This is a genomic window from Tenacibaculum singaporense (assembly GCF_003867015.1).
GTDB classification, from domain to species: Bacteria; Bacteroidota; Bacteroidia; order Flavobacteriales; family Flavobacteriaceae; genus Polaribacter; species Polaribacter singaporensis.
Window position 1 is genome coordinate 262,822 of the sequence record NZ_CP032548.1, and the last position, 18,283, is coordinate 281,104.

11 protein-coding genes are annotated in these 18,283 nt (G+C 33.0%); 4 read left to right on the forward strand and 7 right to left on the reverse strand.

Going from position 1 to position 18,283, the window contains the following annotated elements; genetic code table 11:
* Positions 1–74: 74 nt before the first annotated feature.
* From D6T69_RS01245 to D6T69_RS01275, 7 genes are all read right to left on the reverse strand, one after another.
* On the reverse strand, positions 75–368 hold the full coding sequence (locus tag D6T69_RS01245) for a FoF1 ATP synthase subunit delta/epsilon (protein WP_125066074.1): 294 nt from the start codon (positions 366–368) through the stop codon (positions 75–77).
* A 44-nt stretch (positions 369–412) separates the two neighbouring features.
* Complete coding sequence (gene atpD / locus D6T69_RS01250) at positions 413–1,924, reverse strand: F0F1 ATP synthase subunit beta (RefSeq protein ID WP_125066075.1); 1,512 nt, start codon at positions 1,922–1,924, stop codon at positions 413–415.
* Positions 1,925–2,093: 169 nt separating this feature from the next.
* On the reverse strand, positions 2,094–3,449 hold the full coding sequence (locus tag D6T69_RS01255; protein ID WP_125066076.1) for an OmpA family protein: 1,356 nt from the start codon (positions 3,447–3,449) through the stop codon (positions 2,094–2,096).
* 119 nt (positions 3,450–3,568) lie between these two features.
* Positions 3,569–4,762 carry a glycine C-acetyltransferase gene (gene kbl / locus D6T69_RS01260; RefSeq protein ID WP_125066077.1) on the reverse strand — a complete coding sequence of 398 codons (1,194 nt, stop codon included), beginning with the start codon at positions 4,760–4,762 and terminating at the stop codon, positions 3,569–3,571.
* 51 nt (positions 4,763–4,813) lie between these two features.
* Positions 4,814–7,945, reverse strand: a complete 3,132-nt coding sequence (locus D6T69_RS01265; RefSeq protein ID WP_125066078.1) for a UvrD-helicase domain-containing protein — start codon at positions 7,943–7,945, stop codon at positions 4,814–4,816.
* 90 nt (positions 7,946–8,035) lie between these two features.
* A complete protein-coding gene (locus D6T69_RS01270; RefSeq protein WP_125066079.1) occupies positions 8,036–8,872 on the reverse strand; it encodes a ZIP family metal transporter in 837 nt (278 codons plus the stop codon).
* A 20-nt stretch (positions 8,873–8,892) separates the two neighbouring features.
* On the reverse strand, positions 8,893–9,561 hold the full coding sequence (locus D6T69_RS01275; protein ID WP_125066080.1) for a metal-dependent transcriptional regulator: 669 nt from the start codon (positions 9,559–9,561) through the stop codon (positions 8,893–8,895).
* Positions 9,562–9,695: 134 nt separating this feature from the next.
* On the opposite strand from D6T69_RS01275, the gene D6T69_RS16125 reads away from it, so the two are divergent.
* From D6T69_RS16125 to D6T69_RS01295, 4 genes are all read left to right on the forward strand, one after another.
* Entirely contained in the window at positions 9,696–12,026 is a 2,331-nt protein-coding gene (locus D6T69_RS16125; RefSeq protein ID WP_125066081.1) for a TonB-dependent receptor, read from the forward strand.
* A gap of 135 nt (positions 12,027–12,161) precedes the next feature.
* Positions 12,162–14,909 carry a TonB-dependent receptor gene (locus tag D6T69_RS01285; RefSeq protein ID WP_125066082.1) on the forward strand — a complete coding sequence of 916 codons (2,748 nt, stop codon included), beginning with the start codon at positions 12,162–12,164 and terminating at the stop codon, positions 14,907–14,909.
* A gap of 121 nt (positions 14,910–15,030) precedes the next feature.
* Positions 15,031–16,983 carry a hypothetical protein gene (locus tag D6T69_RS01290; RefSeq protein WP_125066083.1) on the forward strand — a complete coding sequence of 651 codons (1,953 nt, stop codon included), beginning with the start codon at positions 15,031–15,033 and terminating at the stop codon, positions 16,981–16,983.
* A 149-nt stretch (positions 16,984–17,132) separates the two neighbouring features.
* Positions 17,133–18,251 carry a thrombospondin type 3 repeat-containing protein gene (locus D6T69_RS01295; protein WP_125066084.1) on the forward strand — a complete coding sequence of 373 codons (1,119 nt, stop codon included), beginning with the start codon at positions 17,133–17,135 and terminating at the stop codon, positions 18,249–18,251.
* Positions 18,252–18,283 lie beyond the last annotated feature (32 nt).

The window sequence follows — 18,283 nt, forward strand, 5'->3', positions numbered from 1 at the left end:
TGGTATTCTTTACTGAACAAAAAAAAGCCAAACAAATATTGTTTGGCTTTTTTTATTTTTATGATCAAAGCGTCTTAATCTGCAAGAATAATTGCTTTATTGTCTTTCATTTCTATAGTTCCAGACTTAATTTTTAAAGTTAAAACTTTATCATCTTCTGGTAACCTTTCAATACTTCCATGTAAATCATCAAAAACTAAATGATCTTGAGTATGTACATGTACTTTTACTCTTCCTTCATTTAAAACAGATACCACTGGTGCGTGATTATTTAACATTTGGAATTCTCCATTTACACCTGGTACTGCTACAGAATCAACTTCTGATGAAAACAAGATAGCTTCTGGTGTTACAATTTCTAAATACATATTTTAATGCTTTGGGGCTTTAAGCTATTGCTTAAGGCAATTAATTACGCTTCTGCTAACATTTTTTCTCCAGCATCAATTGCTTCTTTAATTGATCCTTTTAAGTTGAATGCTGCTTCAGGATACTTATCTAATTCACCATCCATAATCATGTTGAATCCTTTGATAGTATCTTTAATATCTACTAATACACCTGGAATTCCTGTAAATTGCTCTGCTACGTGGAATGGTTGAGATAAGAAACGTTGTACACGACGTGCTCTGTGAACTACTAACTTATCTTCCTCAGATAATTCTTCCATACCTAAGATGGCAATGATATCTTGTAATTCTTTATAACGTTGTAATATTTCTTTTACTCTTTGTGCACAGTTATAGTGCTCATCTCCTAAAACATCAGCAGTTAAAATTCTTGATGTAGAATCTAATGGGTCTACCGCTGGATAAATACCTAACTCGGCAATTTTACGAGATAATACTGTAGTAGCATCTAAGTGAGCAAACGTTGTTGCTGGTGCTGGATCCGTTAAATCATCCGCAGGTACATAAACCGCTTGCACAGATGTAATAGACCCTTTCTTAGTAGAAGTAATACGCTCTTGCATTGCTCCCATCTCTGTTGCTAATGTTGGTTGGTATCCTACCGCTGATGGCATACGACCTAATAAAGCCGATACCTCTGAACCTGCTTGTGTAAAACGGAAGATATTATCTACGAAGAATAATACATCTTTTCCTTGTGCTTCACCTGCTCCATCACGGAAATATTCAGCAATTGTTAATCCAGATAAAGCTACACGAGCACGTGCTCCTGGTGGCTCATTCATCTGACCGAATACGAAAGTTGCTTTAGAATCTCTCATTCCTGGTTTATCAACTTTAGATAAATCCCATCCTCCGTCTTCCATAGAATGCATGAAATCATCACCATATTTGATAATTCCTGATTCTAACATCTCACGTAATAAATCATTTCCTTCACGAGTTCTTTCACCTACACCTGCGAATACAGATAAACCTCCGTGTCCTTTTGCAATGTTGTTAATTAACTCCTGAATTAATACTGTTTTTCCTACTCCTGCTCCTCCAAACAATCCAATTTTACCTCCTTTTGCATAAGGTTCAATTAAATCGATTACTTTAATTCCTGTAAATAGTACTTCGGTAGAAGTTGATAATTCTTCAAATTTTGGTGCTTGACGGTGAATTGGTAAACCAGCATCACCTTCTTTAGGTAAATCTCCTAATCCATCAATAGCATCACCTGTTACATTAAATAAACGACCGTAGATATCATTACCTATTGGCATTTGAATTGGGTTACCTGTAGCAACTACTTCTTGTCCTCTTTGTAAACCATCAGTTGCATCCATAGAAATGGTACGAACTGTATCTTCACCAATGTGTTGTTGAACTTCTAAAACTAAAGTTGAACCGTCTGCTTTTTTAATTTCTAACGAATCATAAATCTTTGGTAATTCAGCATTTTCTGTATTAAACTCAACATCGATTACTGGACCAATAATTTGAGAAACTTTACCTGTTATTGTAGACATTACTATATGTAATTAAAGTTATTTTATTTACTATATGAGTTTTAACTCATTTTTTCAAGGTGCAAAGGTAATTTTTTTAGTGGAATTTAAAAAACCTTTCGTAGTATTTTTCCATAAAAAAAAGCCTCACATTTGTGAGGCCTTTATTGATCTTATAATTGTAATCAAATTACTTTACTAATTTAATCTCAACACGTCTGTTTTCAGCTCTACCAGCTCTTGTTTTGTTATCAGCAATTGGGTAGTCTTCACCAAATCCAGCAGAAGTTAATCTTTTTGAATCGATTCCTCCTTTAGTGATTAAGTAATCTAAAACAGCCTTAGCTCTTTTTTCAGATAATCTTTGGTTTAAAGAATTAGATCCTGAACTATCAGTGTGTCCTTGAATGCTAAAGTTAGCTTTAGGATACTCCTTCATGATTCCAGCGATTAAGTCTAATTTACCAGTAGTACCAGTTCTAAAAGTAGATTTTCCTGAGTTAAAGTAGATAGCTCTTGCGAACTCATTTAATTTCTTAACAGCTTCTTCTTTGATTACTACTTCAGGACATCCATTGTTAGATGCTACACCTGCTTCGTTTGGACACTTATCGTCTTTGTCTAATACTCCGTCTCCGTCAGTATCTGGCCAAGGACATCCGTTGTTAGCAGCTGGACCAGCTTCGTTTGGACACTTATCTTTTCCGTCTACAACACCATCTCCGTCAGCATCAGGACATCCGTTATTAGCTTTAGTTCCTTTTTCAGTTGGACAAGCATCGTCTTTATCAGCGATACCATCTCCATCAGCATCAGGACAACCATTTAAAGCAGCTAAACCAGCAACTTCTGGACATGCATCGTCAGAATCTTTGATTCCGTCTCCGTCAGTATCAGGACATCCGTTGAATTCTTTTAATCCAGCAACTTCTGGACAAGCATCATCTTTGTCATATACTCCGTCTCCATCAGTATCTTTTCCTCCGAACTTAAATACTAAACCAATTGAGTGTTGGAAGTGATCTTGAACTTTATCAGCAAATTCTTTCTTACCACCTGTTTGGAAGTTCATTCCTAAATTATCGTTGAACCAAACGTTGAATCCAGCACCAGCATTTAACATACCTTCACCTTCATCAGCTAAAGAAGTATAACCTCCACCAACGTATACATAAGGATCCCACCAACCAGTGTTACCTATTAAGTTATTTAAGTCATACTTTACGTTAGCATCGATAGCCCAGTAAAGCTCATCCATATCATTTTCCGTACGGAAAGTTTCAATTTTGTTTAAAGACCCCGCTAATTGTAATGTAAACCCATCGTTTAAGTATCTATCAACAGTTACTCTTGAAATTGATGGTAAGATATTCCAGTCACTAGTACCGATGTAATCTTTAGCATAATCTCCAAATTTCGTAGGGATCCTAACGTCTACTGCGTTAACCCCGAAACCAACCGCCCAAGGGTTGTCTGAATCCTGTGCGCTAACGTTTACAGCAGCAAACGCAAATAAAGCCATCACAGCTAATTTTAATTGTTTCATTATTAAAAATTTAAATTAAAAGTTCGTTTATATATTACGCAAATGTAAGTTGTTCAAACTTATTTACAAAAACAAATCTACAAAAACTTACAATAAATGCAAGTTTTTGGGCAACTAATTTATATCACTTTCAGCTCTTTTCCAACCTTGATAAATGCTTTTATTGCTTTGTCTAAATGCTCTTTTTCATGAGCCGCTGATAACTGTACTCTAATTCTTGCTTGCTCTTTTGGTACTACTGGATAGAAAAATCCAATTACATAAATACCTTCTTCCAATAACCTATTTGCCATCACTTGTGACAACTTAGCATCGTATAACATTACAGGAACAATTGCAGCATCAGCTCCTACTAAATCAAACCCTGCTCTCTCCATTTCAGTACGGAAATAGTTGGTATTCCATTCTAATTTATCACGTAAGGTAGTGTCATTAGATAATAAATCAAATACTTTTAATGAAGCTCCTACAATTGCAGGTGCTAACGAGTTTGAGAACAAATATGGACGAGAACGTTGACGTAAAATCTCAATAATTTCTTTCTTTCCTGTAGTATATCCTCCCATGGCTCCACCAAGTGCTTTTCCTAAGGTTCCTGTAACAATATCAACACGATCCATTACATTTTTTAGTTCCACAGTTCCACGTCCTGTTTTTCCAATAAACCCAGCTGCATGACATTCATCAACCATTACCATTGCATCGTACTTATCAGCTAAATCACAAATTTCATCTAACTTAGCTACGATTCCATCCATAGAAAAAACTCCATCAGTTACAATAATTTTAAAACGATGTCCTTGCTTATTTGCCTCAATTAATTGCTCTTCTAATGATGCCATATCGTTATTATCATAACGATAACGTGCTGCCTTACACAAACGCACTCCATCAATAATAGATGCATGGTTTAAACTATCAGAAATAATTGCATCTTCTTTGGTTAATAAAGGCTCAAAAACACCTCCATTGGCATCAAAAGCTGCTGCATATAAAATGGTATCTTCTGTCGTATAAAAATCGGCAATCTTTTTTTCTAGTTGCTTGTGAATATCTTGCGTTCCACAAATAAAACGTACAGATGACATTCCAAAACCATGCGTATCCATTGTGTCTTTTGCTGCTTGAATTACTTCTGGGTGATTAGATAATCCTAAGTAATTGTTTGCACAAAAGTTAATCACTTCTTCTCCTGTAGAAATTTTAATCACTGCATCTTGTGATGATGTAATAATACGCTCTGACTTATATAATCCAGCATCTTTGATGTCCTGAATTTCTTGCTGTAGTTGTTCTTTAATTTTCCCGTACATAATTTATGTTTGAAAGTTGTTTGCTATAAAATAAAAGGTCAAAGTTAGTTGTTAAACTTCTTCAACCAAAATTTCTTTATCAATATATATAAGTAGTTTTTTTAACACCTTAAAATTCATCGTTTGCAATACTCTAGCATACCTCAATAATTGTTGGTGGTACACTTTAGAGGGCTTCCCTGTTTTATAATCTATAATCACTACTTCTTTGTTTTGGTTAAAAACCAATCTATCTGGAATTATAATTTGACCATCAACATCTACAATTTCTCTCTCATTAAACACCTCAGCTTCTCCCAAAAAATATTCTTTTAGCTCAGAGTGTCCAACTATTCTTTGAATATTTTTTATTACTTTTAATGATTTTTCTTGTGGTAATATTCCTTGCTGTTCATAACGATAAACAACCTTATCTATATCTTCTTTTGTAATGATTTCTGCCATCATTTCATGAATCAAATTACCAAATTCAATAGCTTTTCCTTGTTCTGTATCCCACAATTTTGACGCACTTGCTAACATATGGATATTATGTTCCTTCCAAGGAGTGGATATAAAACCTTCCTGTAATTTAACTCCTGATTTATTTTCTTTTTGAGGAGTACTTACCCTTTCTTTGTTTCCAAAAGAATACTCTAAAATTTCATCACTCCATTTACCTAACTTCTTTAAATAACTAATAAAAATTCCAGAATAAAAATTAGTATTCTCTTCTCCTTTTGACGAAATCTTCTTTTCTGTTACAATATACAATTGTTCAACTGCTCTGGTAAGAGCAACATACAGTAGATTAAAGTTATCTAACTCTAACTCTTCTCTTTGTTGCTGATAAATTTCTAAGCCTCGGTTATTTACATAATTCAAATCTTTATTAAATGGAACCAACAACTCTTCAAATCCATCAAAATTTTCTGGCAACTCATTTAACCAAACTTTCGGGTTCACTTGTCTGTACACATCTAGATCATACGGAAAAATTACTACAGGAAACTCCAATCCTTTCGATTTGTGAATCGTCATCACTTGTGCCGCATTCCCACCTTCAGGAGACACAATACTCAGCTTATCTTTTTTTTCTGACCAGAAATCTAGAAATTCTTGAATACTTGTTCCTTTCCGCTGTTGCTCTAGCACCACATCTAAAAAGAACTGTACATAAGCATCTGATGAAGTAATTAATTGAAAACCTCTAATAATCTCTTCTATTTTTTCGTAAAAAGGCAACTGATGAAACATCGATAATTCAAAAGATATTCCATATTCTTTTAATCCTAAAAAGAGTTTTTCATTTGGTTGATGTATTAAACTATCGATAAACAAATGTTTATCTTTAGCTACTCTTAAATGTTCTTGCAAAAAATAAAGCATTTCCAGACAGGTTTCCTTGTCATTTGGATGCTGAATTACTTGTAAAACATTTGCTATAAAATTAACTTTCGAACTATTTTCTAATAATAACGTTTCTGAAGAAATGATATCTATTCCATTTTCTGTCAAATAGTTTGCTACTGCAATTCCATCTTTCTTTTTACGAACTAAAATACAAATCTCATTCAGCGTAAAGTCAGCTTCTAAGTTTTTAACAACCTCTAAAATTTTCTTCGGATACTTAATTTTTTCCTCTTCTTTATCTTCTTCTTTCCCTAAAAAAGAAAGCGACACAAATCCTCCTTTTTTAGTTGTTGTTAACTGTTTATTACCCTCAACAAACAATTCTTTATACGAATCGTTTTGTAGAAAGTTTGCAGTATGTTGAAAAAACTGATTATTGAAATCAATCACTTCAGCATAACTCCTAAAATTGGTTTCTAAAGTTTTTACTTCTTTTGAAATTTGAAATGGATTATCCTTTTCTGAACCCAATCCAATAAACTGTTCTGACTTCCCTCCACGCCAACGATAAATTGCTTGTTTACCATCACCCACCAACAACAAACTACTATTTTCTTGTGCTAGTGCATTATCAATTAGCGGGATTAAATTTTGCCATTGTAAGGTTGATGTATCTTGCATTTCATCAATAAAATAATGTATAAATCGTTGCCCTATTCGCTCATAAATAAACGGAGCAGGTTGGTCTTTGATATTTTCAGAAATTAAATGATTAAACTCCGCATTCAATCGTAAATTATTCTCTTCCTTTAGATGTGTTAACTCTTGATTGATATTGTTTAAAACTGCTAATGGAATAATACTTTTCAATGCTAGCTTATTCATTGAAAACTGTTGATACAACTGCTCAGACTCCATATACAATTTTATAAGCTCTGGCAAAACTCCTTCAATAACAGATTTTACATCTTCTGACTTTGATTTTGAATAGAAAGAACCTTCTTCAATTCGCTCTCTTAATTTGCTTTGATCAAAAAACTTTGCTTTTTCTGGATTTTTAGACAGTGCTACAAAATGATTTGGCAACATTGATCGGTAAAAATCTTTATGATCTAACTGTACTGATTGAATAACTTGCAAAGCTTCTTCTCCGATTTCCTTCCAACGTTTTTTTATTTGCGTTTGATGTTTTGACAACTTTGTTTTTAAGTTAGTAAAATCGGTAAGTTGTTTATCCGCTAATTTTTTAAAATGTTTTGTATCATCTTCATTCAACAAAATTTTAGCAAACTCATTTAATTCACGAGAGATATCCCAAGATTTATCATCATCTGCTTTATCTAGAGAAAAATCAATAAGTAATTTAGTCAATGCTTCATCACTTCCTATTTTTGAAATTAGTACATCTACCGCTTCATTTAGCAAAGAAACAGCATCCATTTCTACTTCAAAATTAAGTGGCAATCCTAAATCATAAGCAAAGCTTTTTATAATTTTATGGGTAAAGCTATCAATTGTAGTAATTGAAAAAGCAGAATAGTTTCGAAGAATTTCATCTAGTATTTTTTTACTTCGTTCTTTTACGACACTTCTATCAAGTGAAGTTTCTTCTAAGATAATTTCTAGTAAATCATTACTTTCTCCTTCTGAAAAAACTTGTAGATTGTGCAACACCCGCTCTTTCATTTCACCCGCAGCCTTGTTAGTGAACGTAATCGCTAATATTTTTTGAAAACGAAAAATATCTTCAGATTGCAACAAAACTTTTAGATACTCTTTAACTAATGTAAAGGTTTTACCACTACCTGCCGAGGCATTGTATACTTGAAAAGTTGACGGGTTTTCTAACAAAGTAAAATATAATTAAGCAAGCAATTTAACCAAAAAAAGATTCCCGCTTTTGCGGGAATAATACTTTTTGTATTTTATGCTAAAGTTTTTCTAGCCTAAACCAACATCTAACGACATCATTACTATAAACCCACCTATAAAACCTAAAGTGGCTATATCGGTATATTTATCACGTTGTGTTTCTGGAATTACTTCTTCAACTACTACAAAAATCATTGCTCCCGCAGCAAAAGCAAGTGCATATGGCAAAATTGGTGTAAAAAATGATACCGCTACTGCACCTAAAACTGCTGCCATAGGCTCAACGATAGCAGATAATTGTCCATACCAAAAACTTCTAAAACGACTTACTCCTTGTCTTCTTAATGGCATAGCAACTGCGAATCCTTCTGGGAAATTTTGAATTCCAATACCAATAGCTAATGAAATAGCTGCGATAATCATTTCGGTTTGCTCTACCCCAACCATTGTTGAAGCTGCCCCAAACAAAACACCTACAGCCAAACCTTCAGGAATATTATGTAGAGTTATTGCCAAAACCAACAGAGTAGTTTTATGCCAATTTGTTTTCATACCCTCTGCTTCATTCTCTTTGAAGTTTATATGTAAATGTGGCAACCATTTGTCCATTCCAAACAAAGCTAAAGCCCCTAAAGCAAACCCAATTGCCGAAGGAAACACTTTTACAAACCCTTCTCCTGGACTGTTATCAATTGCTGGCGACAACAAACTCCAAAAACTTGCCGCAACCATTACTCCTCCTGTAAAACCAAGCATACCATCTAAAACAGCCCGATTCATTTTTTTAAAGAAGAATACTAATGCTGCCCCTAAAGCTGTTAAACCCCAAGTGAATAACGAAGCATACAGTGCTGCTTGAATTGGGTGTTCTTTACCAAAACTTACTAATTGATTAAATAAATCCATTTATAAAAAATTATTTCCTGTTATTTGCTTAATGTAGTTTTTTGAATATATAAGTTACTTGCTATTTTATTGGATACTGTAAGAGTTTTCCCATCCATTTCTATAACTAAAGACCCATCAAAAGGCTCCTTTTCTACGACTTTTATTTGCTTCCCTAATGCAATTTCTTGTTTATCTAAAAAACGTAAAAACTCCGAAGAACTATCATCTACACCAACACAAACTCCAACTTCATTTTTATTTAAAGTAGACAACAAACTTTTTTCTATTATTTGCAAGTTTCCTTCTTTGTCTGGAATGGGGTCTCCATGCGGATCTCTTTTTGGATAATCTAAAAAAGCATCTAATTCGTTAATTAACTTTGGTGATTTAATATGTTCTAACTGTTCTGCTACTTCATGCACTTCATCCCAAGAAAAATTAAGTTTCTTTACCAAGAAAACTTCCCACAATCTATGTTTACGAACAATATTTGCTGCTATTTTCTTTCCAAAATCAGTTAATGTTACTCCTTGGTATTTTTTATAGCTAACTACGTTTTTTTCTGATAATTTTTTAACCATATCAGTTACTGAAGAAGCTTTTGTATCTAACCTTTTTGCAATCGCATTCGTGCTAATTCCTTTTTTGTAATCAGCAGCTAAATGATACATTGTTTTTATATAGTTTTCTTCAGATTGACTAAACATCATTATTTTTTTTAGGTATGCAAATATATAGTTTTTGATTTAATTAAACATATTTTTAGTTAAGACTAAAAATTAATTTATATTTGCGAAAATATTTAATTTTAAAAACTGTTTAACAGTAAACTATTTTCAACATGAAAAATCATATTACCTTAGTAATTATATTATTATCAACTATTGTAAGCGGACAAACAATTAAAGGGAAAGTCACTTCATCTTCAGGAGAAACTATACCTTTCGCTAATGTATTTATAAAGGGAACAGAAAACGGAACAACTACAGATGAATCTGGAAACTACACATTAAAAACAACTAAAAACAAATTTGTTTTAGTTGCTTCATCTATTGGTTTTTTATCAGAAAGAAAGACTATTACAATAAACTCTAACGAAGAGAAAACTGTAAATTTCATACTAACTGAAACTGCAGAAATTCTAGATCAAGTTACTGTTACTGGCACACGTACTGATAAACGCAGAACTAACAGCCCAGTTATAGTTAATGTTATCAATAGCCAAACCTTATCAGATGTACAAGCTTGTAACTTATCTGAAGGATTAAAATTCCAAACTGGTTTACGTGTAGAAACAGATTGCCAAACTTGTAACTATACCCAACTTCGTATGAATGGTTTAGCTGGCGGATATTCACAAATTTTAATTAATGGTCGCCCTATTTTTAGTCCGTTAACTGGATTATATGGTCTAGAACAAGTACCTACTAATATGATTGAACGTATAGAAGTAGTCCGCGGTGGTGGCTCTGCCTTATATGGTTCAAGTGCCATAGGAGGAACTGTAAATGTAATTACAAAAATTCCGAAGAAAAATAATTACAGCATTGGTTATACTTATCAAAATATCAAAGGAGTTTCAGATCACATAATTGCTGGAAATGCTACAATAGTAAATGAAGACAGAAATGCTGGCGCTTCGTTTTTTATCAATAATAGAAAAAGAGACCTGTATGATGCTAATGGTGATAATTTTTCTGAATTACCTGAATTGAAAAATAATTCATTTGGAACTAATTTATTCTTCCTTCCAACAGATAATCAAAAAATAGAGGTTAACTTTAGTAAAATGAATGAATATCGTTATGGTGGTGAAATGGTAGACAAAGCTCCTCATTTTGCGCTACAATCAGAAGAACGTGTGCATGATGTTTATGTAGGAAATATTGATTATCAAATTAATTTTAATGATGACAAAAGCTCTATAATTTCCTATTTAGCTACACAATATACCGATAGAGAACACTACACAGGAATTCGCCCTGACATAAACACTCCTGAAGACACAGAACATTTAGCTAAACCACCATATGGTAACTCTACGACAACGACTTTTCAAGGAGGTTTACAATTCAATCATAAATTAGAGAAATTTTTAGGAGGAAATAATGTACTGACTTTAGGCGGTGAATTTGTACAAGATGATGTTTTTGATGTTATAGAAGCATACGAGTACAAAGTAGATCAATTAACTCAAAACTTAGGATTCTTTTTCCAAAGCGACTGGGAAATCAACAAGCAATTAAATTTACTAACAGGTATTCGCTACGACAACCATAAATTAAACGCTTTAAAGCAAGACGGAACAGAAAAAACTATTGTAAACAACGTGGCTAGTCCACGAGTATCTTTACTATACAAGCCTTTTGAAAACACACAAATTAGAGGAACTTGGGGAACAGGTTTTAGAGCTCCACAAGCTTTTGACACCGATTTACACATAGCTTTTGCTGGTGGTGGAATTTCTCGAGTATTATTAGCAGATGATTTAAAAAGGGAACGCTCTAACAGCTACACACTTTCATTCAACTACGACAAACCTACCGAGCATTATATTTACGGATTTACTTTTGAGAGTTTTTACACTAACTTAAAAGATGCTTTTTATTTAGAGTCTATTGGAGAAGATGAGTTTGGTGAAGTTTTTGAAAAAAGGAATGGTGATGGCGCCGTAGTAAAAGGAATTACTTTAGAAACACGATTAAACTACGATGGAATTCTACAGCTAGATGCTGGTTTCACCTACCAATCTAGTAAATACAACTCAGCTGTCAACAACTCAGACAAACTACCCTTAAAGAAAGAATTTTTACGTACACCAAACACTTACGGATATGCTACTGCGACTTATACTCCAAACCAAAAATTTAAAACAGCTTTAAATTTAGTATATACTGGAAGTATGGAAGTACTACATTTAGCTTCTCCCCAAAATTTAACAGAAGACGAGTACTTTAGTTCTCCTTCTTTTTTTAATTTAGGGATTAACGCTAGCTATACATTTAATTTAGAAAAACTAAACACGAACCTAGAATTTACTACCGGAATCAAAAATATTTTTGATGAATACCAGTCAAAGTTTGATATAAGTAAAGAGCGTGACAGCAATTTCATTTACGGTCCTGCTACACCAAGAACTTTTGTTTTTGGTATAAAGTTTACAAACAATTAATACTTTGATAACATATCAAAAGTCAGTTAACATTAACTAAACATTCTAATAATACAAACGTAATTTCTACGTAACATTAGCTTTACTATTTAACTTGAATTTTGCGGGATAAATAAACAGAATTCAAAGATTAGAATGAAAAAAATATTATTTATAGCTTTTTTAAGCTTATGTAATCTAGCATTTTCTCAAAGCAAAGGTACTGTTAATGGTACAGTTACTGACAAAGAAATGAGCGGAGAGGCGTTACCTTTTGCGAATGTCTTTATTAAAGGAACTTCTATCGGGGGGACAACCGATATGGACGGTAAGTACACACTTAGTGTGCCTGCTGGAAACCAAACCATTGTGTTTAGTTTCGTTGGTTATCAAACTATTGAAAAACAAATAGTAATAAAAGAAAACGAAACACTTATAGTAAACCAAGAATTAGGCGCTAATGAAGGGGTAGCATTAGACGAGGTTAAAATTAACGCAACTGTTAGTAGAGAAAAAGAAACTGCTTTACTATTAGAACAAAGAAAAGCTACAGTAATTAAAGAAAGTATTGGAGCCCAAGAACTATCTAAAAAAGGAGTTTCTGATGCTGCTGCTGCGACTACAAAAATTTCAGGTGTTAATAAAAGTGAAGGCTCAGGTGATATATACATTCGTGGTTTAGGTGACAGATATTTATCTACTACTATGAATGGATTACCAATTCCTTCAGACGACGTAAGTAATAAAAATGTTAATTTAAGTTTATTCAACACTAATGTTATACAAAACGTAGGTATTAGTAAAACATACGCTACCTCAAGTTATGCTGACCAAGCATCAGGAAATGTAGATATTGCTTCTAAAGAATACACAAAAGATATGTTTTCTATAGGTATCAGTGGAGGTGTTAACACAAACGCTATTGAAGTCGACAATTTCAGAAGAACTACCATTAGTGATGATGTAACTTTTGGATTTCACCAAAAGAAATTTGCTCTTCAAAACCAAATGACTCTACAAGGATGGGATACTAAAAAAGGGGAAACTCCAATTAATTATGGAATTTCATTATCAGGAGCCAAAAGATTCAATTTATTTAATAAAGAATGGAAAATATTAGCTTCTGCTTCACATTCTAAATCATCTGAATATAGAAATGGTTTATTTAAAGCATACAGATCTAACGTATTAAACAACTCGTTTACTGATGTTGAAAACTTCATTGCTAAAACAAACTCTACTGGTTATATAAGAGTTGATTTAAAATTAAACGACAACAATAAACTAAAGTACAACACTTTATTTGTGAACAAAGGTGAAGATGGATTATATGAACAAGGTAGAAATGGAGAAGGATATGTGTTTGATCAAGACCCACAAGAAGATGGAGCTTTTGTAAGAGATCAAAACTTTAAACAAACCACTATGTTTGTTAACCAATTAATGGGAGAACACAAGTGGAATAAAAACAATGAATTAAACTGGGCTGCTGGTTATAATTTTGTTTTGGCAGAAGAGCCAAACCGTATTAGAAATGAAGTAAACATTTTAGATATTAATTCTAGTCCATTAATTCAATTCGCTCATGTTGGAGATTACCAACAAAGAAAATCTTCTCAAAAAATTGAAGATACTGAATACAATGCTTTTATTGAAAATCACTGGTCTTTAGGTAATGTTGCTGATGAATACGAAGAAAAACCTTATAAATTAAACTACGGATTAAACTTCCGTAAGAAAGAAAGATCTTTTAACTCTTTATTTATTGGATTTAGAGCAAAGGATTTTACAGCTCCTTCTGTTGATCAAATTTCAGAAACATTACAACAAGGAACGAACGCTGGTTTAATTTTAAGAGAACAACAACCAGATTTATACCAAGGTGAGTTGTTGGTTTTAGCTGCTTATACCAACTTTGACTTCAAATTCGACAACAAATTATCTGGTAATATCGGTTTGCGTTTTGAGAGAGATGAAATTGACATGGCTTGGAATGTAGCTAACCGTCCTGGTAGATTTGGATCAACTAATAGAGTTTACGAAAGCTTATATCCTAGTGTAAACTTAAAATATGAATTAAACGACAGAAACTTTATCCGTTTTGCATCAAGTGTAACTCAAACGTTACCTGAATTTAAAGAATTATCTCCTTTCGAATACGTTTCTCCAACTGGTCGTGTTATTGGGGGTAACGAAGATTTAGAAAAATCCGACGTATATAATGTTGATTTAAAATGGGAGTTTTTCCCTAGCAGAAGCCAATTAGTTTCAGCTACCGCTTTTTACAAACAAATCAACAACCCTATAAACTTAACACAAGATCAAGGTTCATCAGGTTACTTTAAATTCTTCAATACAGGTGAACAAGCTGATATTATAGGTTTCGAAGTTGAAGGTAAATTAGATCTTTTAAAGAATGAAGACGAAGAAACTGTATTAAATGCTACAGCTAACTTAACTAAGATGTGGTTTAATCAAGATTTATCTCCTAGATACCAATTTAAAGGAAAATCAGAATCTGAATTACAAGGAGCTTCAGACTTTATTGTTAATGGTTCTTTAAGTTATTCTAACAATAAAGAAAATGAATTTATCGCTACTTTAACAGGTAACTACGCTTCTGATAAGATTTATGCATTGGGTGCTCCTGAAGATTTTGATAATAGCGCTACCCTATATAATGATGAAATTATTGAAAAAGGTTTTGTAACTCTAGATCTTGTATTAAGCAAACAAATTTTTAAAGGATTTACTGCAAAGTTAGTTGGTAAAAACTTATTAGATCCAAAAATTGAACAAACTCAATTAGTTCGTGATTTAAACACTTTAATCGAAACTAATGAAACTGTACTGTCTTACAAAAAGGGAAGACAAGTTTCTCTGAGCTTAAATTACACATTTTAAGCTTCATTAACCTTAAATTAATATTCATTGTTTTATATAACAATCAATTAATATTCAGTTAAAAGAAACAAAAAATACAGGCTCTTAATTTGCAGAATAAAATTAAACTAAAGAAGTCAAAATGAAAAGATCATTCAAATTATTAAGTATAGCAGCTCTTTCTGCTGCAGCTTTAACTTTTACAAGTTGTGGTAGTGACGACCCAGCTATTTTACCTCCAGATGTTTCTGATGTTGTAGAAAAATTACAAAACGGAATCATGAGTGGTGAGCTTTCAGAAGATTATACATTATCAAATGCCTCTTATTCTTTAACTAGCTCTTTCGTTATTAAAGACGGGGCTACATTAACTATTCCTGCAGGAACTAGTATTGTTGCAGACGCTAAAGGAACAGATGTTTATATTGCTGTTTTACAAGGTGGAAAAATTAACATTAACGGAACTAACAGCAACCCAGTAGTTATGAGTTCTAGTGAAGGTAAACCAGGTGACTGGGGTGGTTTAACTATTTGTGGTAAAGCTACCACTACTGCAGGTACAAATGTTACTGCTGAAGTTGGTGGATTTATTTATGGTGGTACTCAAGATGATGATAACTCAGGAGTTATCAAAAACTTAGTAATTAAAGGTACTGGTGCTCAAATTAACACTGAATCTCAATACAATGGAGTTTCTTTCTATTCAGTAGGTTCTGGAACTACAGTTGAAAACATTGCTGTATTTGATGGAGCTGATGATGGAGTTGAATTTTTTGGAGGAACTGTTTCTGCTAAAAATATATATTTAGAAAACTTAGAAGATGATGCTATTGACTGGACTGAAGGATGGAATGGTACAGTTGAAAACTCTTATGTAGTAAATACAAAAGCTGGTTTCTCAACTGTTGTAGAGGCTGACAAAGACAACAAAAACCCTAAGTTAGTTAACTTAACAGCTAAATCAATTGTTGGTGGTACTGCTTTACAATTTAAAAAGCAATCTGGTGCTACTATTACAAACTTATTCTTAGAAGGATATGATGACAATATCGATATGAAAGACGGTGGTCCTTTAGCAAACGTTATTATCGAAGGAGAAGCTGCAAAATTAGATACTGAATACAAAGCAGGAACTAAAGTTGATATCTCTGGCTGGTCATTTATCAATGGTGAAATCGTTGAAATTACTCCTTTAGTAGGTGAAGTTACAGGAAACGTAACATTAACTTCTGATAAGACTTATAACTTAACTGGATCTTATATCGTAAAAGACGGAGCTACGTTAAATATTGAAGCGGGTACAAAAATTATTGTTGATCCAAAAGGAACTGATGTATATATAGCTGTTTTACAAGGTGGAAAAATCAACATTAATGGAACTGTTGATGCTCCTGTAGTGATGGCTTCTGCTGCTGGAAAACCAGGAGATTGGGGTGGTTTAACTATTTGTGGTAAAGCAACAACTTCTGCTGGTACAGATGTTACAGCTGAAGTTGGAGGATTTATCTACGGTGGTACTCAAGATGACGATAACTCTGGAGTTATTAAAAACTTAGTAATTAAAGGTACTGGTGCTCAAATTAACACTGAATCTCAATATAACGGAGTTTCTTTCTACTCAGTAGGGTCTGGAACTGTTGTTGAAAATATCGCTGTAATTAACGGTGCTGATGATGGAGTTGAATTTTTTGGAGGAACTGTTTCTGCAACTAACCTATACTTAGAAAATAACGAAGATGATTCTGTAGATTGGACAGAAGGATGGAACGGAAAAGTAACAAATACTTACATTTCTCACACTATTGCTGGTTTCTCAACTGCTTTTGAAGGAGATAAAGTAAACAACAATCCTCAGTTTGAAAACTTAACAGCTATTTCAACTGTTGGTGGTACCGCTTTACAATTTAAAAAGACATCTGGAGCTACCATTACTAATATCTGGTTAGAAGGGTATGACAAAAACATTGACATGAAAGATGGAGGACCTTTAGCAAACGTAGTAATTGATGGAGAAGCTGCTTCTACTACAGCTGATTACAAAACAGGAACTAAAGTTGATATTTCAACTTGGTCATGGAAAGAAGCTGGATTATAATAGCTTACCTAATAAATCATTTATTAAAAACCGAGCAATATGCTCGGTTTTTTTATTTCTATTTATTTACTTTTTGATAATCCCAGGTTAACTTATGAATAAGAAAAAAACTTGATTTTTATAATGATTAATTATAAAATATAAAAACTATGAAAAAAATTACCTTATTATTTTTATTCACTATTCCTTTATTCTGTTTTGGTCAATCATACAAATACCACAGAGTTAAAGATTTAGGAAACTCAATTTCTGTTGCAACTGAATCATTTTGTAATGATCTAGGTTCGAAACACCATAAACTAAATATATATTTAGTTTCTAAATTAGAAATAAATGAAGTTTACTATTTTCAGGATGTAGATGGTCAAAATTTTTATGGAAAAATAATACAGGCTGAAGATAGTTCAGATCAAGATGCTGATGAGTTCATAAATGAGAGCAATGTTAGTGATATAATAGATATTACTTGTAATACGGACACCGATGGAGATGGAATAAATGATACTGAAGACAACTGCCCTAACACTTCAAATGCAAATCAAAATGACATCGATAATGACGGTATTGGTGATGCATGCGACTCACAAGACAATAGAGACTCAGATGGTGATGGGGTACAAAACTGGCAAGACAACTGCCCTAACCAAGCAGGTCCTTCTTCTAACAATGGGTGTCCTGTTGGTGACCCTGATTTTGTTGTCGCTAGTATGTCTATCAATGCAGGAGGAACTTATACGAGTACAGACACATCTGGAGCATTAACTCTAAGAACCAACCAAAACCATAAATTCTGTGTTAATATTAAAAACATAGGAGCTGCAACCGGTACAATTAATAATACAGCTTTAATTCTAACAAACAGCTCAAGCTTGAATAGTTCAAGTATTGTAGCTAACCTTCCTTATCCTAGCTCTTCGTTAAACATAGCTCCAAACCAAACTAAAGAGATGTGCTCAGAAATATATATATGGGATAATTACTTAGGATATAACCTTTCAAACTTTAATTATTTACATGCTATAGCAGATTACCATGGAAATACGTCTGAATCTAATGAGAGTAACAATCAGGCTTACGCTAGTGCTAACTCCTCTTCTTCAAAAACACCTACTCAGTTGACTATTCATGATGTAAACGGGAATAAGATTAAAGAAACTACTATCAACAATAAAATAGAAGAAACTAATGTTATTAAAAACCTACCTGAAGGTTTCTATTTTATTGATAAAGACGGTAAAAAAAGTAAAATTTATAAAAAGAATAAATAAACAAAAAACCGAGCAAATTGCTCGGTTTTTTG

Coding starts and splice junctions, on each gene's coding strand:
- D6T69_RS01295 (WP_125066084.1), top strand. CDS start 17,133: ATGAAAAAAATTACCTTATTATTTTTATTCACTATTCCTTTATTCTGT.
- D6T69_RS01275 (WP_125066080.1), bottom strand. CDS start 9,561: ATGTTTAGTCAATCTGAAGAAAACTATATAAAAACAATGTATCATTTA.
- atpD (WP_125066075.1), bottom strand. CDS start 1,924: ATGTCTACAATAACAGGTAAAGTTTCTCAAATTATTGGTCCAGTAATC.
- D6T69_RS01255 (WP_125066076.1), bottom strand. CDS start 3,449: ATGAAACAATTAAAATTAGCTGTGATGGCTTTATTTGCGTTTGCTGCT.
- D6T69_RS01270 (WP_125066079.1), bottom strand. CDS start 8,872: ATGGATTTATTTAATCAATTAGTAAGTTTTGGTAAAGAACACCCAATT.
- D6T69_RS01245 (WP_125066074.1), bottom strand. CDS start 368: ATGTATTTAGAAATTGTAACACCAGAAGCTATCTTGTTTTCATCAGAA.
- D6T69_RS16125 (WP_125066081.1), top strand. CDS start 9,696: ATGAAAAATCATATTACCTTAGTAATTATATTATTATCAACTATTGTA.
- D6T69_RS01285 (WP_125066082.1), top strand. CDS start 12,162: ATGAAAAAAATATTATTTATAGCTTTTTTAAGCTTATGTAATCTAGCA.
- kbl (WP_125066077.1), bottom strand. CDS start 4,762: ATGTACGGGAAAATTAAAGAACAACTACAGCAAGAAATTCAGGACATC.
- D6T69_RS01290 (WP_125066083.1), top strand. CDS start 15,031: ATGAAAAGATCATTCAAATTATTAAGTATAGCAGCTCTTTCTGCTGCA.